12 protein-coding genes and 1 pseudogene are annotated in these 16666 nt (G+C 70.0%); all 13 read right to left on the bottom strand.

The genetic code is table 11. The annotated features are described in order from the left end of the window. Positions 1-188 precede the first annotated feature (188 nt). The 13 genes and pseudogenes from OG741_RS15875 to OG741_RS15935 all read right to left on the bottom strand — a co-directional run bounded on the left by OG741_RS15875 (position 189) and on the right by OG741_RS15935 (position 16637). A complete protein-coding gene (locus OG741_RS15875) occupies positions 189-470 on the bottom strand; it encodes an HU family DNA-binding protein (RefSeq protein ID WP_004571953.1) in 282 nt (93 codons plus the stop codon). Between the two features lie 312 nt (positions 471-782). Further along, the gene (locus OG741_RS15880; protein WP_405598326.1) at positions 783-2216 is read right to left on the bottom strand and encodes an NAD-dependent malic enzyme; all 1434 of its coding nucleotides are present in this window, start codon (positions 2214-2216) and stop codon (positions 783-785) included. 412 nt (positions 2217-2628) lie between these two features. Then, the gene (locus OG741_RS15885; protein ID WP_405605592.1) at positions 2629-5031 is read right to left on the bottom strand and encodes a HelD family protein; all 2403 of its coding nucleotides are present in this window, start codon (positions 5029-5031) and stop codon (positions 2629-2631) included. A 105-nt stretch (positions 5032-5136) separates the two neighbouring features. Then, positions 5137-5970, bottom strand: coding sequence for an anti-sigma factor family protein (locus tag OG741_RS15890; protein ID WP_405598329.1), 834 nt, complete (start codon positions 5968-5970; stop codon positions 5137-5139). After that, positions 5967-6554 (bottom strand): sigma-70 family RNA polymerase sigma factor, encoded by a 588-nt coding sequence (locus tag OG741_RS15895; RefSeq protein WP_142217417.1) that lies wholly within the window; start codon positions 6552-6554, stop codon positions 5967-5969. The genes OG741_RS15890 and OG741_RS15895 overlap by 4 nt, the downstream gene beginning before the upstream one ends. Positions 6555-6663: 109 nt before the next feature. After that, positions 6664-7266 (bottom strand): CGNR zinc finger domain-containing protein, encoded by a 603-nt coding sequence (locus tag OG741_RS15900; protein ID WP_405598333.1) that lies wholly within the window; start codon positions 7264-7266, stop codon positions 6664-6666. A gap of 106 nt (positions 7267-7372) precedes the next feature. Continuing rightward, a pseudogene (locus OG741_RS15905) lies at positions 7373-8608 on the bottom strand (serine hydrolase domain-containing protein). A 141-nt stretch (positions 8609-8749) separates the two neighbouring features. Next, complete coding sequence (locus tag OG741_RS15910) at positions 8750-9889, bottom strand: uroporphyrinogen-III synthase (RefSeq protein ID WP_405598336.1); 1140 nt, start codon at positions 9887-9889, stop codon at positions 8750-8752. Between the two features lie 97 nt (positions 9890-9986). Then, on the bottom strand, positions 9987-11327 hold the full coding sequence (locus OG741_RS15915; protein ID WP_405598339.1) for a nitrate/nitrite transporter: 1341 nt from the start codon (positions 11325-11327) through the stop codon (positions 9987-9989). 106 nt (positions 11328-11433) lie between these two features. Continuing rightward, entirely contained in the window at positions 11434-12636 is a 1203-nt protein-coding gene (locus tag OG741_RS15920) for an acyltransferase (protein WP_405598342.1), read from the bottom strand. Then, positions 12633-14822 (bottom strand): glycosyltransferase, encoded by a 2190-nt coding sequence (locus tag OG741_RS15925; protein ID WP_405598345.1) that lies wholly within the window; start codon positions 14820-14822, stop codon positions 12633-12635. The genes OG741_RS15920 and OG741_RS15925 overlap by 4 nt, the downstream gene beginning before the upstream one ends. Beyond that, the gene (locus OG741_RS15930) at positions 14823-15518 is read right to left on the bottom strand and encodes a hypothetical protein (RefSeq protein WP_405598347.1); all 696 of its coding nucleotides are present in this window, start codon (positions 15516-15518) and stop codon (positions 14823-14825) included. A gap of 153 nt (positions 15519-15671) precedes the next feature. Next, positions 15672-16637: a LysR family transcriptional regulator gene (locus OG741_RS15935; RefSeq protein ID WP_405598349.1), complete on the bottom strand. Its 966-nt coding sequence runs from the start codon at positions 16635-16637 to the stop codon at positions 15672-15674. Positions 16638-16666 lie beyond the last annotated feature (29 nt).

The raw sequence follows: 16666 nt of genomic DNA on the forward strand, positions 1-16666 counted from the left end.
AAACGCCGGACGGGCTGAATGTGCGGCTCGGCCGCACATTCCAGCCCCGCCGGCGATTGAGGCGCGGGGTCCGGGGCGGAGCCCCGGCGCTTGGCCCCACGGCCCTGTACAGGCCGCTCAAGGCCCCTGCACAGCAAAAGGGCGGCCACCCCCAGCCGGGGTGGCCGCCTTTGCTGTTGCCTCGGGGCTTACTTGCCCTTGGCGGCTTCCTTGAGCTTGGAGCCCGCGGAGACCTTCACGCTGTAACCGGCCGGGATCTGGATCGGGTCGCCGGTCTGCGGGTTACGAGCGGTCCGAGCGGCACGGTGGGTGCGCTCGAAGGTCAGGAAGCCGGGGATGGTGACCTTCTCGTCGCCCTTGGCGACGACCTCGCCGACCGTCTCGGCGAGAGCGGCCAGCACGGCGTCGGCGTCCTTGCGGGTCACCTCGGCGCGGTCGGCCAGCGCGGCCACCAGCTCACTGCGGTTCATGTTGTTACTCCCGTGTTCTTCTTGCCTGTGAGGCGTGAGATCGAAGCCGATGCTGCCAGGGCCCTCGGACAGTCCCCGGACCCGGGTCTGCTGTCAGACCCTCGCGCCCGATTACGCATCCTGCCCCCACCAGCGGCGGGAAAGCCAATCCGGCACCCTCCGGAGTCACACGAAAAGCGCCACTGCCTCGTCGTGGTGACGTTCCGTCGACTCGGTGGAGACTCGTTGTGGAGACTCCGCGGAGCCTCGGGGCTCATGGTCCGCCACCCTAGAGCGGCAGTCACGGCCCCGCGACTCGCGACGCGCCGTGTGTCAGCCCGACGTGGGGCCTGTCACAGAGGTGCCGACCGCCTTGGCGGCGTTGCGGACGGCGCCCGCGACCGCTCCGGCGACCTTCTCGTTGAAGACCGACGGAATGATGTAGTTCGGGTTGAGCTCGTCCTCGGTGACCGTCTCCGCGAGGGCGGCGGCCGCCGCGAGCATCATCTCCGTGTTGACGGTACGCGACTGGGCGTCGAGCAGGCCACGGAAGACACCCGGGAAGACGAGCACGTTGTTGATCTGGTTCGGGAAGTCGGAGCGGCCGGTGGCGACAACTGCGGCCGTCTGCCGTGCGATTGTCGGGTCGACTTCGGGGTCCGGGTTCGCGAGCGCGAACACGATCGCGCCGTCGGCCATCGCCGCGACGTCCTGCGCGCCCAGTACGTTCGGGGCGGAGACGCCGATGAAGACGTCCGCGCCGACGACCGCTTCCCTGAGGGTGCCGGTGACGCCCTCGGGGTTGGTGTTGTCGGCGATCCAGCGCAGCGGCGAGCCGGGGGCCGCGTCCACCAGATCCTCGCGGCCGGCGTGCACCACGCCCTGGATGTCGGCGACGACGGCGTGCTTGACACCCGCCGCGATCAGCAGTTTCAGGATGGCCGTACCGGCCGCGCCCGCTCCGGACATGACGACCCGTACGTCCCCGACGGCCTTGCCGACCACGCGCAGGGCGTTGGTCAGCGAGGCGAGGACGACGATCGCGGTGCCGTGCTGGTCGTCGTGGAAGACCGGGATGTCGAGGGCCTCGCGCAGCCGTGCCTCGATCTCGAAGCAGCGGGGCGCGGAGATGTCTTCGAGGTTGATTCCGGCGAAACCGGGGGCGATCGCCTTGACGATCGCGACGATTTCGTCGGTGTCCTGGGTGTCCAGGCAGAGCGGCCACGCGTCGATGCCGGCGAAGCGCTTGAACAGGGCCGCCTTGCCCTCCATGACCGGGAGCGCGGCCATGGGGCCGATGTTGCCGAGGCCGAGGACGGCGGAGCCGTCGGTGACCACGGCGACGGAGTTGCGCTTGATGGTGAGGCGGCGGGCGTCCTCGGGGTTCTCGGCGATCGCCATGCAGACCCGCGCCACACCCGGCGTGTAGATCATCGAGAGATCGTCACGGTTGCGGATGGGGTGCTTGGACTGCATCTCGATCTTGCCGCCGAGGTGCATCAGGAACGTACGGTCGGAGACCTTGCCGAGGACGACGCCCTCGATGTTGCGCAGTTCTTCGACGATCTCGTCGGCGTGCGCGGTGGAGGCCGCCGCGATCGTGACGTCGATCCGCAGCTTCTCGTGGCCGGAGGCGGTCACGTCCAGGCCGGTCACGGAGCCGCCGGAGGACTCCACGGCCGTGGTCAGCTGGGAGACCGCGGTTCCGCTCGCGGGCACCTCCAGCCGGACCGTCATCGAGTACGAGACGCTGGGCGCCGTTGCCATGACCGGGTTCCTCTGCTTTCGCTAGCTTCATTGCCATGCGGCCGCGGCTGCTGCCCGGCGACGCTTTCCGATGGTCGCACCTACCTGCGGGTAGCAGGTAATAGTGGTCATTGAGTTTTCGGAAACAGGATTCCACCATACGAGATGCGGCGATCTGCGCGGAAGCCGGGTTGGCACCAGGGCCCCAACGAAGCAGGTCCACGTCACCCAGGGGTGACGCGGACCTGTCCGTACGAAGAAGTGGCACCGACCCGCCATGCTCGCCTCGCGGCAAGTGGTCGCTCTGAGCGACGAAGGTTGGGCCCGGGGGCTTGGATCGAGCCGGTGCCAGCACCCAGGCTAACAAACGACCCCAGAACCTGATTCCCGCATCGCAGGTTGACTCTCCATCAGGCGCCCGCGGGACCCCGGTTCAGTCCCGCAGCAAGTCCGGCACACCGTCCGCGTCCGGCTCGTCGCGCCGGCCGGAGACCACCGTGAGCTGCTGGGTCGCCCGGGTCAGCGCCACGTACAGCACGCGCAGCCCGGCCGGGGACTCGTCCGCGATCTCCGCCGGGGAGACGACCACTGTCGCGTCGTACTCGAGGCCCTTCGCCTCCAGGGAGCCGAGCGCGACCACCCGGTCGCCGAGCCCGGCGAGCCAACGCGCCGCCTGCTCGCGCCGGTTCATCGCGACCACCACGCCCACAGTGCCGTCCACCCGGTCGAGCAGCCGCTGCGCCTCGGCCCGTACGGCCTTGGCCAGATCCCCGTCCGGGACCACGGAGAAGCGCGGCCGCACGCCCGTGGAGCGGACCGCGGACGGGGACTGCATGCCGGGCATCGCCAGCGCCAGCACCTTGGCCGCCAGCTCGGCGATCTCGGCCGGGTTGCGGTAGTTGACGGTGAGCTGGAAGCGGCGGCGCGGGCGGGTGCCGAGCGCCTCGTCGCGGGCCTCGGCCGCCTCGTCCGGGGTCGACCAGGAGGACTGCGCCGGGTCGCCGACGACCGTCCAGGTGGCGTGCCGGCCGCGGCGGCCGACCATGCGCCACTGCATCGGGGTCAGGTCCTGCGCCTCGTCGACGATGACATGCGCGTACTCGGTACGTTCCTGCGCCAGGCGCTCGGCGCGTTCGCGCTGCGACTCCTCACGCTGCGGCATCAGCTCCTCCAGACCGGTCAGCTGGTCCAGCGGATCGAGCTCGCGCCTGCGCTTGGGGCGTGCCGGGGTGCCGAGCAGCGTCTGGAGCTCGTCCAGCAGCGCCACGTCGTGTACGGAGAGGGCGTCGCGCTTGAGAGAACGGGCGAGGCGGCGCACCTCTCCCGGGTTGAGGATCCGGCGTGACCAGCGCCCCAGGCGTCTCTCGTCGGCCATGGCGGTGAGCACGCCGCGCGGGGTGAGCTCGGGCCACCAGGCGTCCAGGAAGCCGATGAACGCGTCCTCGGAGGCGACGTCCTCGTCGAAGGAGGAGCGCAGCTCGGCGGCGAGCTCGGGGTCGCCAAGAGAAGAAGATGCAGCCCGCGTTCCGTTGCCCGACTTGGCGTACAGGGCGTCCAGCAGCAGCCTGCGGGCGCGCGGGCGCAGCAGATTCACGGGCGCGGTGCCGCCCAGGACGTTGTGGCGGATCCGCTGGAGCTCGTCGGCCTCCAGCTCCAGCCGCCGCCCGAAGGCGACCACACGCAGCCGTGTGGGCGTCCCCGCGGGCCCCTGTGTCCCCCTCTCGGGCTCCTCGCCGAAGGCGAGCTGCGCGGAGGGCGCGGGCGGCCTCTCGGGCTCCTCGCCGAAGGCGAGCTGCGCGGAGGGCGCGGGCGGCGGCATCTCCAGCGCGCCCCGCGCGGCCTTGCGCAGCACCTTCAGCATCCGCGAGGAGCCCTTGACGCGGGCCACGGCCGGATCGTCGTATGCCGTCGCCTCCGCGCCGTCGACCAGACTGCCGACGGCCCGGATCGCGACCTGCCCCTCCTCGCCCAGCGAGGGCAGGACGCCCTCGGTGTACGCGACGAGCAGCGGGGTGGGCGAGACGATCAGGATGCCGCCCGCGTAGCGCCTGCGGTCCTGGTAGAGCAGGTATGCCGCCCGGTGCAGGGCCACCGCGGTCTTGCCGGTGCCCGGCCCGCCCTCCACATACGTGACGGACGCGGCGGGGGCCCGGATCACCAGGTCCTGCTCCGCCTGGATGGAGGCGACGATGTCGCGCATGGTGTGGCTGCGGGCCTGTCCCAGCGCCGCCATCAGCGCGCCGTCGCCGATGACCGGGAGCTCGGCCCCCTCCAGCGTGGCGCTGAGCTCCGGGCGCATCAGGTCGTCCTCGACGCCGAGGACCCTGCGGCCCTTGGAGCGGATGACCCTGCGGCGTACCACCCGGCCCGGATCGACCGGTGTCGAGCGGTAGAACGGGGCGGCGGCCGGGGCGCGCCAGTCGATGACCAGCGGCGCGTAGTCGGAGTCGAGAACCCCGATACGGCCGATGTGCAGGGTCTCCCCGATGTCGGCCGTGTTGTCCGCGCGTACGGCGTCGTCCGCGGGCTCGATCGAGGTGTACGCCCCGTCCGGGCCCTTCTGGCCGTCCTTGCCGCGCAGCAGATCGATGCGGCCGAAGAGGAAGTCCTCGAACTCGTTGTTCAGCCGGTTGAGGTGAATCCCGGCCCGGAAGACCTGGGCGTCCCGCTCCGCGAGCGCGCCCGGCGTACCGACCTGGCCGCGCTTGGCGGCGTCGTGCATCAGGAACTCCGCCTCGTGGATCTTCTCCTCGAGGCGGCGGTACACCCGATCCAGATGTTCCTGTTCGACGCCGATCTCACGGTCTCGCACCGTGTCGACGGCGGATCCGACCATGGAATCAACAGCGGCATCCTGCGCGGCCACCGAGGCCCCCTTCTGACGTGCACTGGGCAGCCGTCAACCGTACGCGAAGGGGGCGAATCTGTCAGGCGTCAACTTTCAGGCGTCAACCTCCACGAGCCGCTTTCCGTCGAAGGTGCGGACCTCGAAGTGATCGATGTCGTTCCGGTCCATGGCGGCTCCGCCGTGGACGTAGAGCGGGTTCTTTGCCGTCTTGACCGGGCTGTCGGGGATGCCGTAACCCCACTTCGGGACGGCCCAGGAGGTCACGACCTCTTCCTCGCCGGTCTTGGAGACGGCGATCAGACTGCACTTCTGCGGGCCCGTGACGTTCTTCAGTTCGAGAACGGTGTGGGTGCCCCAGGCCTTCTTCTCCAGGCCGACGGTCGCGCTGACCTTGGTGCTCGCGTCGGTGGCCTTGACCTTCTCTTCCATGTGGTTGAAGAAGGCGTCCTCGGCGGGACTCGTGGGATGCGGATCGCTGGTCGCCTGGTTCGTGCCGGTGTCGTTGGCCGTGACCACGACCGCGACGGCGGGACCGCCGATGATCAGGGCCGCGGCGGCCGCGACCAGATACATCCCGCGCCTGCGCTTGGCCGCCCGCTTGGCGGCGACCTCGTCGAGCAGACCGCCGAGCAGCTGCGGGCTGGGGGCGGTGGGCACCACGGGGACCGCTCGCGGCGGTGGGTCCGACCAGACCGGCTCGGACTGCCTGCCGCGCATGTTCAGCACATTCGACTGCTGCGGTGGTGCCGGGGCCTCCGCCAGCATGGCCAGCATCGGCTCCATCCCGGAGAACTCTTCGAGGTGGGCGGCGCAGATGTCACAAGCCGCCAGGTGCATCTCGAAGGCGGAGGCGTCCGCGTCGTCGAGAATGCCGAGCACATACGCGCCGACGGCGTCGTGAACGGATTCCTGCTCGTACATGGTCATGCCGTGACCCCCCTCTCCTCCAGAGCGAGCTTCATGGAACGGAGTGCGTAGAACACCCGCGAACGCACCGTCCCGCTGGGTATGCCGAGCGTCTCGGCCGCCTCATTGACCGTTCGGCCCTTGAAATACGTCTCGACAAGAACTTCCCTGTGGGCGGGCGTCAAATCATCGAGTGCATCTGAGAGCGTCATCAGCCACAACGCCTTGTCGATCTCGTCCTCCGCGGGCATGACCTCCAGCGGCGACGGATCGACCTCCTGCGGCCGGGCCTGCCGGCTGCGGTGACCGTCGATGACGATGCGGCGTGCCACCGTCACCAGCCAGGGTCGGACAGAGCCGGTCGCTCGGTTGAGCTGGCCGGCGTTCTTCCAGGCACGGATGAGCGTCTCCTGCACCACGTCCTCGGCTCGCTGGCGATCGCCGGCGACGAGACGGAGTACATAGGCGAGCAGAGGTCCCGCATGTTCGCGATAGAGCGCACGCATCAGCTCCTCATCAGGTGCTGAGGAGTCGTTGCGTGGCTTCTCGCTGCGATGCCGGGCCCTCTGCGGACGGTCATCGGCCACGGCGGCATCCTTGCGCACCTGAACCTCCCGGTCGAGACCCTGTTTTTTCGGCTGACTGCTTCTCCCCCTTCTCTACGGGGACCAGGGGCGCATCACTCAACGTCCGCCGAAAAACTTTCAAGATCTTTTACAGGTGGGTCGCAGCGGTGCGCCGCCGGTGCCTGGCGACGCGTTCGCGGTTCCCGCACACCTCGCTGGAGCACCAGCGGCGCCGCCGTCCACGGGACGTGTCCAGGTATACGCGGCGGCAGTTGTCGCCCTCGCACTGCCGCAGCCGGGCCCTGGCCGCCGGGTCGGTCAGCAGGTCCACGGCGTCGCGCGCGATCGCTGCCAGCAGCGCCCCGCACTCGGGTGCGGCGCTCAGCGCCCGTACCAGGGAGCCGTCCCCGTCGGGTACGGCTCTGATGGACGGCGGCGCCCCCGCAGCGAGGGCGTTGACGCGCTCCAGCGCAGATTCGGCGCGCCGGCCGTCGATCTGGGCACGTACCAACTGGCCCACGCAGTCCCGCAGTTCGACGAAGCGCGCCACCCACCCGATGTCGAAGGCCGGGAGCGCCGTCCCCGCGGGAACCAGGCCCGCCCCGACCAGCCAGCGGCCGAGCCGACCGGCCTGGGCCAGCGCTTCGCGCCCTTCGGCGGCCGGTTCCGCGGTCGCCATCAGATCCAGGCAGATCCGCCCGGAGTCGAACCTCCAGTCGTAGGAGGCTGCACCCGTCGCGCCTGCCGTCATGCGCCTGTCACCGCCTAGGGGTCACTGCCGGGTCTCCCCTCCAGAGTGCCCGTCCGAACGTGCGGCCGGAACCCCTTCCCCAGGGCTCCGGCCGCACCCCCACGCATCAGTCGCGCGAAACGTCCGGTGCGACGTCCTCGTAACGCTCGGCGGGCGCGGAGCTGCGGGCGCTCGGCGCGGCGGCGGGCTTGCCGCAGAAGGCCGCGTCCAGGGTCTTTGCCATCACGCCGAGCACATCGCTGTTGTTGGAGGTGTTGGCGAGGGCGGTGATGCTGCGGCTGCCGTCCTTGGAGGTGAAGGAGTACGTGTAGTAGCCCTGGACGGTGCCGGTGTGCCCGTACACGGAGAGGCCGCAGGACAGATCGCGGCGGCGCAGACCGAGGCCGTAGCCCTGGGTGCTGTTGACCGGCACCCACTGCTGCATCTGCGTCAGCAGAGGGGCCGGGAGCAGCCTGCCCTTCAGCAGCGCGGAGAAGAAGGAGTCCAGATCACGGGTGCTGGAGATCATCGCGCCCGCGCTCTGGGCCCAGGAGACGGTCTGCCGGGTGGAGTCGACGAGCGGCGCTCCCGCCTCGTCGGGCCGGAGATAGCCCTTGGTGTAGCGGCCCGGAAGGGCGGTGTCGGGATGCACGTAGAAGGTGTCGCGCAGCTTCAGCGGCTCGATGATGCGATGGCGGTACTCGGTGCGCAGCGAGTGTCCGGTGAGCTTCTCGATGAGCTGTCCGACGACGACGAAATTGGTGTTGGAGTAGTCGTAGGCGGTGCCCGGCTGAACCGTCAGGGGCTTGGCGAGGGAGAGGCCGACCAGCTCCTAGAGCGTGAAGACCTTGTTGCGTACGGACTCGAAGCCCGGGACCGTCTTGTCGAACATGTCGTTGGTGTAGTCGTACAAACCGCTGCGGTGGCTGAGCAGATGACGCACCGTGATGCGGTTGTCGGGCAGCAGGCCCGGCAGATAGGTGTTGACCGAGGTGTCGAGGTCGAGCCTTCCCTCGCCGACGAGTTGCAGCAGGACCACTGAGGAGAAGCTCTTGGTGACGCTGCCGATGCGGAAGCGGTCCTGGGTGCTGATGGCACGTCCGGTGGCCCGGTCCGCGACACCCTCGCTCACCTTGTACACCGTGCCGTTGTCGTCGATTCTGGCCATCGCGCCGGGAGCGCCCTTGGCCAGCGCGTCGCGCAACACCGCCTTCAGGCCCGCGAGATCGGGAGCCGGGTCGGTGGCCCGGTCGGTGGCCGCGGCTAAGGGCGCCTGTGCGGACGCGGCCTGCGCGGGGACTGCCAGCAGAGACAGCAGGACGGCGCCGACAGCCGTACCCCTGCCCACCATGACTGAGACCATCTGGTTGTTCTCCATTCCGGTGCGAGCCGCGCCGCGGATGCGGACGCCGGCACAGTCTGTACGCACCGGACCCCCCGTCAGGTTGCAACGAACGGACCTACGTCGAGGTCATGCAGAACACGCCGCCCACCGCCGCGCGCGTCAGGCGTCCGCGTACTTGGTGTCGGCGGCCGGGTCCAGGGCCAGCCGGTAGCCCCGCTTGACGACGGTCTGGATGATCTTGGGCGCACCGAGCGCCGTACGCAGCCGGGCCATGGCCGTCTCGACGGCGTGCTCGTCCCGCCCGGCGCCCGGCAGGACGCCCAGCAGGTCGGAGCGGGAGACGACCCAGCCGGGGCGCCGGGACAGGGCGCGCAGCAGGGCCATTCCGGCGGGCGGCACGGGCCGCAGGTCCTCGTCGACCAGGACGGCGTGGCCGCGGATCTCGACGCGGCGGCCCGCGACCGGGAGCGTACGGGCCCGGGAGGGCAGCTCCAGGCCTATCAGCTGCACCAGCGGGCCGAGCCGGAAGCGCTCCGGCTGCACCGTGGAGACGCCGTGGGCCTGCAGCGGCAGCGCGGTGACCGGCCCCACGCAGGCGGCCAGCACATCGTGGTCCAGGGCGTGCAGCAGCTCGGGGAGCAGTCCCCGGGTCTCGGCGCGGGAGAGCAGCGAGGCGGCGGCGGGGGCGCTGGTGAAGGCGAGGGCGTCCAGGGCGCGTGCGACGGTCGCGTCCAGGAGCCGGTCGACGGGCCCGAGGTCCTCCGGCGCCATCCACCGGTAGACGGGCACGACGACGACATCGGCGCCCCCGGCCCGTAGCGACTCGACGAATCCGGGCAGCGGCTCGCCGTGCAGCTGGAGCGCGATCCGGCGGCCCGCGACACCCTCGGCGAGCAGCCGGTCGAGGACTTCGGCCATGGACTCGGAGGCCGGGGACCACTCCTCGGTGAGCCCGGCGGCACGGATCGCGCCCTTGACCTTCGGCCCGCGGGCCAGCAGTTCGACACCGCGCAGCCGCTCCAGGAGCTTTTCACCGTGTCCCCAGCCGTCGGCGGCCTCCACCCAGCCGCGGAATCCGATGGCGGTGGTGGCGACGACCACGTCGGGCGCGTGGTCGATCAGTTCCTGGGTGGCTGCGAGGAGTTCGGCGTCGTCGGCGAGCGGGACGATGCGCAGGGCGGGGGCGTGCAGGACGCTTGCCCCGCGGCGTCGAAGGAGCGCACCGAGTTCGTCGGCGCGCCGCGCGGCGGTGACGCCGACGGTGAAGCCGGCGAGCGGCCCGTGCTGATGGTCTTGCATATGGCGTCCCCAGACGTGGTTCCCCAGACGTGCGGATGGGACGACCGAGCCTGCCAACGGTGCGTGACAGGCTCGGTGCGCCGTGATTTCGCTGGTGTTACACCTCTGCGTAGCTGAGCTGCGGCTTCGCCTCCGCGACGGGCTGCGCGGCGACGGCGGGCCGGCGAAGGTATACCGCCCAAGTCACGGTGAAACAGGCCGCGTAGAAGACGAGGAAGGCGACGAAGGCGGAGGTGCCGGTGCCCGCGGTCAGGAAGGACTGGCGGAAGGCGAGGTTGATGCCGAGCCCGCCGAGCGCGCCCACCGCGCCGATGAGTCCCATGGACGCACCGGAGAGCCTGCGCCCGTAGGCGGCGGCCTCCTCACCGGACATGCCCTTCGCGACCGCCTTCGCCTGGAAGATGCCGGGGATCATCTTGTACGTGGAGCCGTTGCCGACCCCGGTCAGCACGAAGAGTGCGATGAAGGCGGTGGTGAACATCGCCAGCGACTCCTCGACGGAGGCGGCCACGACGGCCCCGGTGGCCAGGCCCATGCCGAGGAAGTTCCACAGGGTGATGCGTGCGCCGCCGTAGCGGTCGGCGAGCCAGCCGCCCACGGGGCGGATCAGCGAGCCGAGCAGCGGGCCGATGAAGGTGATGGACGCGGCCTGCAGCGGCGTACGCCCGAACTGTGTCTGCAGCACCAGACCGAAGGCGAAGCTGTAGCCGATGAAGGATCCGAAGGTACCGATGTAGAGGAAGGACATGATCCACGTGTGCGGGTCCTTGACGGCTTCCTTCGAGGCGCCGGTGTCGTTCTTGACCGGGGCGAGGTTGTCCATGAAGAGAGCGGCGCAGATCGCGGAGACGGCGATGAACGGGATGTAGATCCCGAGCAGCATGCGCGGTCCGCCGGACGCCCCGATGACGGCGAGCCCGACCAGCTGTACGACGGGCACTCCGATGTTGCCGCCGCCCGCATTCAGTCCGAGAGCCCAGCCCTTCTTCCGCAGCGGGAAGAAGGAGTTGATGTTGGTCATGGAGGAGGCGAAGTTACCGCCGCCGACGCCGGTGAGCATCGCGACCAGCATGAAGGTCGTGTACGAGGTCCCCGGCTCCATCACCACGAAGGCGGCGCCCGTCGGCAGGAGCAGCATCGACGCGGCGACGATGGTCCAGTTACGGCCGCCGAAGCGGGCGACGGCGAAGGTGTACGGGACCCGGATGAAGGCCCCCACCAGCGTGGCCATGGCCACCAGGAAGAACTTCCCGGCCGGGTCGATTCCGTACTCCGGTCCCATGAACAGGACCATCACGGACCACAGGGTCCAGATCGAGAACCCGATGTGTTCGGAGAGAATCGAGAAGGCCAGATTGCGCCGGGCGATCCGCTCGCCCTTCGCCTGCCAGAACGACTCGTCCTCGGGGTCCCACTGTTCGATCCACCGGCCAGCCATCACGTGCCTCCACGGTCCTCGGGGTGTGAAGGGGACGTTATGGATGGCGCGTTTCGGCCCCGGTGGCGCGAGGTGACCGGGGCGAAACCTTGCTCTCACCCGGCCCTCAGCGCCGGTGTGAGCCGCTCTCCGTCTGCCGCGCCTTCCTGCTGCCGTTGGGCCACAGTCGCGGACGGCGCTTGGCCGCCAGGTCCTCGATCCAGCCCACGGCCACGATCATCAGCCCGATCAGCGGCCAGACCACGAGGAACATCAGGATCGTGTACGTCGCCTCCAGGAAGCTGCCCAGGTGCGCGTCCACGAAGGGGATCTCCCACAGCAGGTCCAGCACGGGGATCGTGGCCATGATCAGGGTGTTGTGCCAGAGGTAGATCGTCACCGCGCGGTTGTTGGACAACGTGACGTACTTGTCGAAGCGGGCGAGCTTTCCGGGCAGCTCCTGCCAGGACGGTGAGTACTGCAGCAGGATCACCACGAAGCCCAGCGACCAGGTGGCCTGGGCCAGCGGGATGTCGTTGAGGTCCCAGCCGTCCACGGTCTGGTGGCCCGAGGCCCACCACAGGCCGAAGGCCATCAGCAGAGTGGAGCAGGACATCACGGCATAGCGGGGAATCTGTTTCAGCAGGCCTTCGTGGTGGGCGAAGCCGAGCACCCAGCAGGAGCCGAAGACCGCGAAGTCGGAAACGGCGTTGCCGGTCTCGCCGGGGATCTTCACCAGACCGGTGCCGACGATCGCGGTGAGGCCGAGCGGCGCGAGCAGCGTCACCCAGGGCAGTCGGCGAAAGGCCCAGAGCAGCAGCGGCGAGGCGATGACGAACCAGAGGTAGGCGCGCAGATACCAGAGCGGACCCACCGCCTGGACAGCCCAGGTGTCCTCCAGCAGACCGGCCTTGTCACCGATGCTCCAGGGGAATTCGGGGGCGCCGACCGGGACGATGTAGCAGAACAGCCTGACGAACCACCACAGCCCCTCCTCCTTGACCGGCTTCCAGCCGGCCACGAAGAGCATGACGAGCATGACGGCGCTGAACGCCCACAGCGGCGGGAGCAGCCTGCGGATACGGCCGCGGATCACCCCGAGCGCGGGCCGCGACAGCGAACGCGCCATCAGCGAGCCCGCGAGCGCGAACATCACGCCCATGGAGGGGAACAGGATCGTCAGCCAGGCCCAGCCGAATATGTGGTAGACGACGACACGGACCAGGGCGACGGAGCGCAGCAGGTCGAGATAGCGGTCACGGCCCGGCCCGGCGGCAGGCGCGGCGGGCTTGAGGTCCGGCGCCGCGGCCGCGGTGGAAGTGTGGCTCACGCGACCGGCCTCCGGTCCTCATCGCTGCGCCGCGGGCTTGGGATGACGCCGGGCGCCTCCACCACTCCCGTACGCCGCAGCTTCTGCCAGCGCAGCCGGCCTCCGGTCAGTGCGGTGATCCAGGACTGCAGCAGTACGACGTACATCAACTGCCGGTACAAGAGCTGCTGGAGCGGCAGTGAGATCAGATGGAGCATGCGCTCGCGGTCCAGCCGGAAGGCGTACGCGGCGCACACGGCCTGGACGGCGAGGACACCCAGCCAGGCGGCGATCGTCTTCTGGGTGGGACCGAAGACCAGCCCGTACAGCAGGAAGACGTCGATCAGCGGGGCCAGCAGCGGGGCGAGCACCATGAACAGGGAGACCAGCGGCAGGCCCACGCGGCCGAAGCGGCCCGAGGGGCCGCGGTCCAGGAGGGCGCCCCGGTGCTTCCAGATGGCCTGCATCGTGCCGTACGACCAGCGGTAGCGCTGCGACCACAGCTGCTGCACGGTCTCGGGGGCCTCGGTCCAGGCGCGGGCCCGCTCGGCGTAGACGACGCGCCAGCCGTCGCGGTGGATGGCCATGGTGATGTCGGTGTCCTCGGCGAGGGTGTCCTCGCTCATGCCGCCGACACGGTCCAGGGCCTCGCGGCGGAAGGCGCCGACCGCGCCGGGGATGGTGGGCATGCAGCCCAGCAGGTCGTACATGCGGCGGTCGAGGTTGAAGCCCATGACGTACTCGATGTGCTGCCAGGCACCGATCAGGCTGTCGCGGTTGCCGACCTTGGCATTGCCCGCGACCGCGCCGACGCTCGGGTCGCCGAAGGGCTGGACCAGCTCGCGCACGGTGGACGGCTCGAAGACGGTGTCGCCGTCCATCATCACGACGATGTCGTAGCGGGCGTTCCGGATGCCCCTGTTGAGGGCCGCGGGCTTTCCGGAGTTGGGCTGGCGTACGACGCGGACGCCCGGTAGCCGCAGGCCCTCGACGATGCCGGCCGTGCCGTCCGTGGAGCCGTCGTCGATGACGATGACCTCGATGGGGTGGTCGCTCGCCGTCAGCGAGCGGACCGTGTTGGCTATGCATTCGCGTTCGTTGTACGCGGGGACCAGCACGGACACCGGGCGGGTGACCTCCGGGCCCCAGCTGAAGCCGCGCCTGCGCACCTTGCGGGCGTGCGCGAAGGAGAGGATCAGCATCAGCCCGAAGCGCGCGATGACGAGCACGCCGATCACCGCGAGACCGACGACCAGGACCTCGGTGGTGTGCTCGGAGAAGGCGACCGCGGAAACGAAGGCCTTGCCCTTCCACAGCTCGGGGCCGGTGACCTTGGTGTGGGCGCTGGGCGCGTCGAGCGCCTCGGTGAGGTTGGTGAAGCGGTAGCCCCGCTCCTTCATCTGCGGCAGGAAGCGGCCGAGCGCGGCGACGGTCTGCGAGCGGTCGCCGCCGGAGTCGTGCATCAGCACGATCGAGCCGCTGGTGCCCTTGGGGGTTGCCCGCTTGATGATCGCGTCGGCGCCGGGGCGCTTCCAGTCCTCGGAGTCGGTGTTGTTGAAGACGGTGATGTAGCCGCGGCTGCCGATGTACTGGGTGACCGGCCAGGACTTGTTGTCCAGGGCGTCGGAGAAGGAGGAGTACGGCGGGCGGAACAGCGAGGTGTGGATGCCGGCCGCGCCCGCGAGCGCCAGCTGGTTCTGCGAGAGCTCCCAGGCGATGCGCGCGGTGGACTGGTAGGACAGGTCGGGGTGGTTGAAGGTGTGCAGTCCGATCTCGTGGCCCTCGCGGACCATCCGCTCCACCAGCTCGGGGTGGCGCGAGGACATGGTGCCGGTGACGAAGAAGACGGCGTGCGCGTCGTACTGCTTCAGCTGGTCCAGGACCTTCGGCGTCCAGACGGGATCCGGGCCGTCGTCGAAGGTGAGCACCAGTCTGCGGTCGGGAATGCTCAGCGCCTCGGGCGCCGCCTTGTCACGCGCGTCGATGACCGGTCCGCCGCGCAGGATCTTGTCGGGGACCTGGTCGGTCGGGGCGGGCGGCCGTACGCGGTGGTCGGCCAGGATCTCGCTGTGCACATAGCCGCGCAGCATCAGCATCGCGAGCAGCGCGACCAGGATGAGGACGGGCAGGAGATAGCGCATGGGCAGTCTGCGCCGTGCGACGCGCCGGGCCCGTCGCCGCGGGCCCCTGCTGCCGGGGAGTGTCATTTAGAGCGCGCCTTCTTGCACGGGTGGATCGGTGGGATTCGTCGACGGTCCCGGATCGGACGGGGTGGGCACCGGGGGACTCGCGTCCGGCTCGGGCCCGGGGGAGCTTCCGCCGCCGCCCGGCGTGGCGGACACGGATGCCCCGCCCGGAGGGGGCACTCCCTTGCCGGAGGGCTGGGGAACCGCGGAACCGGAGGTGCCGGGGCCCGGTCCGGCCGGGAGCCCGCCGGCGGCGCCGCTCGACGCGGAGCCGGAGGGCTGGGGCAGTACGGCGCCGGTGGAGTCGGTGGGGGCCGGCGCGCCGGGTACGCCGCCGGGCGGGACCTGTGCGGATGTGCTGTCGCTGGGGGCGGGCTGTATCTCGACCTTGTCGGTCTGCTCCTTGTCGCCCTGGCCGAACCCGGGCAGCAGGGGCGCGGCGGAGTTGCCGCCGACGAGGGCGACGACGAGCGTCACGGCGTAGCAGGCGCAGGCGATGGCCACGACCCAGCCGAGTTGGCGGAACTTCTTGCTGCGGCGGCCGCTCTCGTCGACGAAGACCGGCCCGTCGGAGGCGTCTTGGACGGCAGAACCGGCATGCCCCGAAGTCCCGGCCGGCAGATCCCCCAGTATTCGGCCAACGCCGTCCAGCTGGATCGTGACCTCGTTCGGCTCATGCGTATGACCGATACGGGCATCTTCTTGCCAATTTTCCACTGCTGTACGCACATCCCCCACTGGCTGAAATCGAGCGTGCGCACGACGGCCCGGACACTGCCGGACTGGGTCCCCACCCAACCTGCGCACCCTCTACCACACTCACCCTGACCCAGAATGTAGCGCACGCCGGTGGCATCTCGTGCTCTTGTGTCAGTTGTTGTCACCCATCAGCGACATATCACCTTCGGGCAACCATGCGTTGGCATCCCGTTCCAGCCAGCCCTCTTGCCCGGCGAGATCGGCGGCTGCTGCCCGCAGCGCGTCCACCCCGGGGTGGACGATGCCTTTTCGCCACACCATCGAGACAGGCGACAGCGGCACGGGATCGACGATCGGGCGCAGCACGGTGTCGGGCATGGCCGGAAAATCCACCACTGCCAGCACCGGGGTACGCGTCTTCGCCATCACCCGCCGGAACTCCTCGAAGCCGATCGCCACAGGCGCGGGCGGCGCGATCGTGATCCCGCGCCCGGCGAAGAGCCGCCGCGCCAGATCCGTCCACTCCCGGGTCGCCGGATTGCCCGCACCGGCATATACGGTCTCGCCCGCGAGCGCGTTCAAAGGGATCCGCTCCCGCCCGGCGAGCGGGTGGTCCTGCGGCAGCAGGACGGCCATCGGCTCGAACCGCACGGGCTGATGGGACAGCAGCGCCCGCACGGCGGGTTCGAGTCCGGCAAGGCGTCCGAAGGAGACATCGAGCCGCCCGGCGACGATCTCGGCCGCTGCGCCGGTGAGACCGCTCTGGAAGCGGGCCATCAGCTCACAGTCCGGGGCGAGTTCCCGGGCCCGGGCAAGCACCCGGCCCGATGCCATGCCCTCGGTGTTGAGGTCGACGAGCAGCGGCCGCGAGGCTCCCGAGGCGGCCGCGAGCAGCTCGTCCTGCGCCTGGAGCACCACGCGCGCGTACGGCAGCAGCCGCTCGCCGTCGCCGGTGAGCGTCACCTGCCGGGTGGTCCGTACGAAGAGCTCGGCACCCAAGTCCCGCTCCAGCCGCCGTATGTCACGGCTGAGGGCCTGCTGGGCGACATACAGCCGGGCGGCGGCACGGGTGAAGTGCAGCTCGTCGGCGACGGCGACGAAGGCACGGAGGAGGCGGGGGTCGAGGTCTCGGGGCACGCGGTCGAATTTACAACGGGGGTGTGTCA

The sequence above is a fragment of the Streptomyces sp. NBC_01410 genome, from assembly GCF_045040195.1.
In the GTDB taxonomy this organism is placed as follows: Bacteria; Actinomycetota; Actinomycetes; order Streptomycetales; family Streptomycetaceae; genus Streptomyces.

Bases quoted from the DNA above. Each gene is read 5' to 3' on its own strand.
- OG741_RS15875 (WP_004571953.1), bottom strand. From the start codon at position 470: ATGAACCGCAGTGAGCTGGTGGCCGCGCTGGCCGACCGCGCCGAGGTG.
- OG741_RS15880 (WP_405598326.1), bottom strand. From the start codon at position 2,216: ATGGCAACGGCGCCCAGCGTCTCGTACTCGATGACGGTCCGGCTGGAG.
- OG741_RS15885 (WP_405605592.1), bottom strand. From the start codon at position 5,031: ATGGTCGGATCCGCCGTCGACACGGTGCGAGACCGTGAGATCGGCGTC.
- OG741_RS15890 (WP_405598329.1), bottom strand. From the start codon at position 5,970: ATGACCATGTACGAGCAGGAATCCGTTCACGACGCCGTCGGCGCGTAT.
- OG741_RS15900 (WP_405598333.1), bottom strand. From the start codon at position 7,266: ATGACGGCAGGCGCGACGGGTGCAGCCTCCTACGACTGGAGGTTCGAC.
- OG741_RS15910 (WP_405598336.1), bottom strand. From the start codon at position 9,889: ATGCAAGACCATCAGCACGGGCCGCTCGCCGGCTTCACCGTCGGCGTC.
- OG741_RS15915 (WP_405598339.1), bottom strand. From the start codon at position 11,327: ATGGCTGGCCGGTGGATCGAACAGTGGGACCCCGAGGACGAGTCGTTC.
- OG741_RS15925 (WP_405598345.1), bottom strand. From the start codon at position 14,822: ATGACACTCCCCGGCAGCAGGGGCCCGCGGCGACGGGCCCGGCGCGTC.